Source organism: uncultured Ruminococcus sp. (genome assembly GCF_946415235.1).
Taxonomy (GTDB): Bacteria; Bacillota; Clostridia; order Oscillospirales; family Ruminococcaceae; genus Ruminococcus.
The window spans coordinates 1-2,819 of the sequence record NZ_CAMKRR010000173.1 but is presented as its reverse complement, the minus strand read 5'-3'; the positions used below and the strand labels follow the sequence as shown (position 1 = coordinate 2,819).

Below are 2,819 nucleotides of genomic sequence, written 5' to 3'. Positions count from 1 at the left end.
AAATTTATTTTGAACTTTGTATAGCTGCACAAATGACAGCTCCGAAAAATATGCACAGTGTACAAAACGCCCGGGATAATTCCCGGGCGTTTGCTTTTGAGTTATAACATCGTATCATACATATAATAATTTGCAGTTACTGTCTTTCTATTGACAAAAAAGCTTTCATGAGATATAATCAAAGCAGGAAAATCGAAGTAATTTCTGCTCATTTATTTAGTTGCAGGTGATGGAAATGGAAAATGAAAAACAGATCATAATGCTGGATAGGGGTAAACAGATCGGTTATTCGCATATGGATGGAGATATATTAACAGAATGCGGAATACAAAAGAAAGATGCACTTTATTATGTATATTTCTTAGAAGGCGATCTGAAAAAAGATCCGTTTGGAGACAACGGCACATTCAAAGAAGAATATTATTCGTTTACAGATATAGATAAGGCGATCCATTACATAAATTCAAGAGATTTTAATTTTAGTGTATTTACTCCACGAAAAGGTATTAAATATTTTTATATTGAAAATAATGCCTTTATCCCTATGTAAAAAACCGAAGCATTTGAATATGCTTCGGTTTTTTAATGTGTTCCAAAATCCGCAAATATCAAGATCAGGCATTTATAAGTGCCTGAAACTCTTCCTCGGTGATTATGGGAATTCCCAGTTCCTTGGCGGTCTTGTTCTTCGTGGAATTTGAAGTGTTGTCATTGTTTATGAGATAGTCCGTCTTTGAAGAAACGGAGCCTGCCGCCTTGCCGCCGTTCTGCTCGATAAAGGCTTTCAGCTCGTTTCGGTTCTTCCAGATATGAACAGAGCCCGTGATAACAAAGGTCTTGCCTGCTATTGCCGACTCGCTGTTTACAGCAGCGGCTTCCTCTATTGTCAGCTCCGCAAGCAGGTCACGGAACTCTGCAAGGTTTTTCTCGTCAGCAAAGAACTTCACATAATCATTTGCCAGTACCTCGCCTATGCCGTCTATTGCCGTGAGCTCCGATGCGGTAAGGTGCTCCAGCTCGTCGGCTGTGGGGTATTCCGCACATATGAGCCGTGAAGCCTGCCTGCCTATATTTGGTATACCCATAGCGTACAAAACACGACTGAGCTCTGTCTTTCGGGAAGCTTCAACTGCATCGGCAAGCTTCTGATAGGACTTCTCTCCGAAGCCCTCCAGCACAACTATCTTGAACTTGTAGTCGTCAAGGTGGTAGAAATCGCGGAACTCACGGACAAAGCCCTCTGAAACGAGAGTTTCTATAGTCGCTGTGGACATTCCCACTATGTTCATGGCGTCACGCTGCACGAAATGCTCGAATTTGCCTATATGCTTGGCTGCACAGCCCTTGTTGGGACATACGAGAGTTTCCACGTCCTCGTCCGAGGTGCGTACCTCTGTGGGTCCTCCGCAGACAGGACAGACCATGGGTATCTCAAGGCTTCCCGAAGCTGTCTTGTTCTCAAGCACCTGCGGTATTATCATATTTGCCTTGAATATTGCAAGAGTGTCCCCTATTCCGAGGCGGAGCTGCTTAACTATACTCAGGTTATGGACGGAAGCTCGTGAGACCGTTGTGCCTTCAAGCTCCACAGGGTCGAATATGGCAACAGGATTGAGCAGTCCCGTGCGGCTGGCTGACCACTCCACCTCGCGGAGCGTAGTATCGGCCGTCTCGTCACGCCATTTGAATGCAATGCCGTTTCTGGGCGCGTGAGAGGTCTCACCGAGGCTGAGACCGTAGGCTACATCGTCATACATGAGAACAAGTCCGTCGGACGGGAACTCGTTGTCGGAAACTGCCTTTTCAAAGTCGGAAACAGCTCCCTCAACACTTCCTGCGGTCACGGGTATTCCGTAAACACGCTGAAATCCCTGAGCTTCAAGCCAGTCGAGACGGCACGAGAAGGAGTTTTCCTCATAGCCCTCGGCTGAAACAAGATTGAATGCAAAGAAGTTGATGTTTCGCTCGGCTGTTACCCTCGAATCAAGGTTGCGGACAGTTCCAACGCATAGATTACGGGGGTTTTTGTACTTTGTGCCGTCATCTATCTCCGCATTGACACGCTCGAAGTCCTTGTACTTCATCAGGGACTCGCCGCGGACTACAAGACGTCCCTTGAATGGGATACGGGCAGGGATACCCTTGATATGGCGGGCATTCTGAGTGATGTCCTCACCTATCTCACCGTTTCCGCGTGTAACAGCCTGTTCGAGCTCGCCGTTATTATAAGTCAGAACAAGGGTTAGTCCGTCAAGCTTCCAGCTGAGGAAGCCCTTGTGCTCACCCAGCCAGCTTTTCAGCTCCTCAACGCTCTTTGTCTTGTCAAGGGAAAGCATTTTTGTGGTATGCTTTATCTTTTTCAGTCCCGACGATACTTCAAAACCTACCTGCTGTGTACGGCTGCCGCTTAGTATGACTCCCGTCTTTTTCTCAAGGGCTTCAAGCTCGTCGTAAAGCTCGTCATACTGCTTGTCGGACATTATCTCCACGCCTGTATTGTAGTATGCGTCAGAAGCCTTTGCAAGCAGCTCGTTGAGCTCCTTCATTCTGTTTATATCATTATTAGCCATAGCAACTTACTCCTTGATAGTATATATTTTATTATACCACATCTGATAAGAAAAAGCCATACCAAAAGATAAAAAGAGTTATGACTGCGGATATTGACGAAATGCGGGGAAACTGGTATAATTGTTTTAAGCCTTTAGCTTTTAGCCATTAGCCATTAGCTTTTGTGCTGTTGGCTTAATAAGATAAATCGGAATTGTGCGCCCAGCCAAGGGCGAATGATCGAGCAGGTGGGAAGCCTGCACGGCAAG

2 protein-coding genes are annotated in these 2,819 nt (G+C 45.9%); one reads left to right on the top strand and one right to left on the bottom strand.

Annotated elements, in window-relative coordinates; translation table 11 throughout:
* Window positions 1-235 precede the first annotated feature (235 nt).
* On the top strand, window positions 236-550 hold the full coding sequence (locus tag Q0R37_RS15560; RefSeq protein ID WP_294755533.1) for a hypothetical protein: 315 nt from the start codon (window positions 236-238) through the stop codon (window positions 548-550).
* Window positions 551-614: 64 nt separating this feature from the next.
* Here Q0R37_RS15560 and ligA read toward each other — a convergent pair whose 3' ends face one another.
* Window positions 615-2,570, bottom strand: coding sequence for an NAD-dependent DNA ligase LigA (gene ligA / locus Q0R37_RS15555; RefSeq protein ID WP_294755531.1), 1,956 nt, complete (start codon window positions 2,568-2,570; stop codon window positions 615-617).
* Between the last annotated feature and the right edge of the window lie 249 nt (window positions 2,571-2,819).

Excerpts from the sequence above, each read along its gene's own strand:
- Q0R37_RS15560 (WP_294755533.1), top strand. The coding sequence starts at position 236 with ATGGAAAATGAAAAACAGATCATAATGCTGGATAGGGGTAAACAGATC.
- ligA (WP_294755531.1), bottom strand. The coding sequence starts at position 2,570 with ATGGCTAATAATGATATAAACAGAATGAAGGAGCTCAACGAGCTGCTT.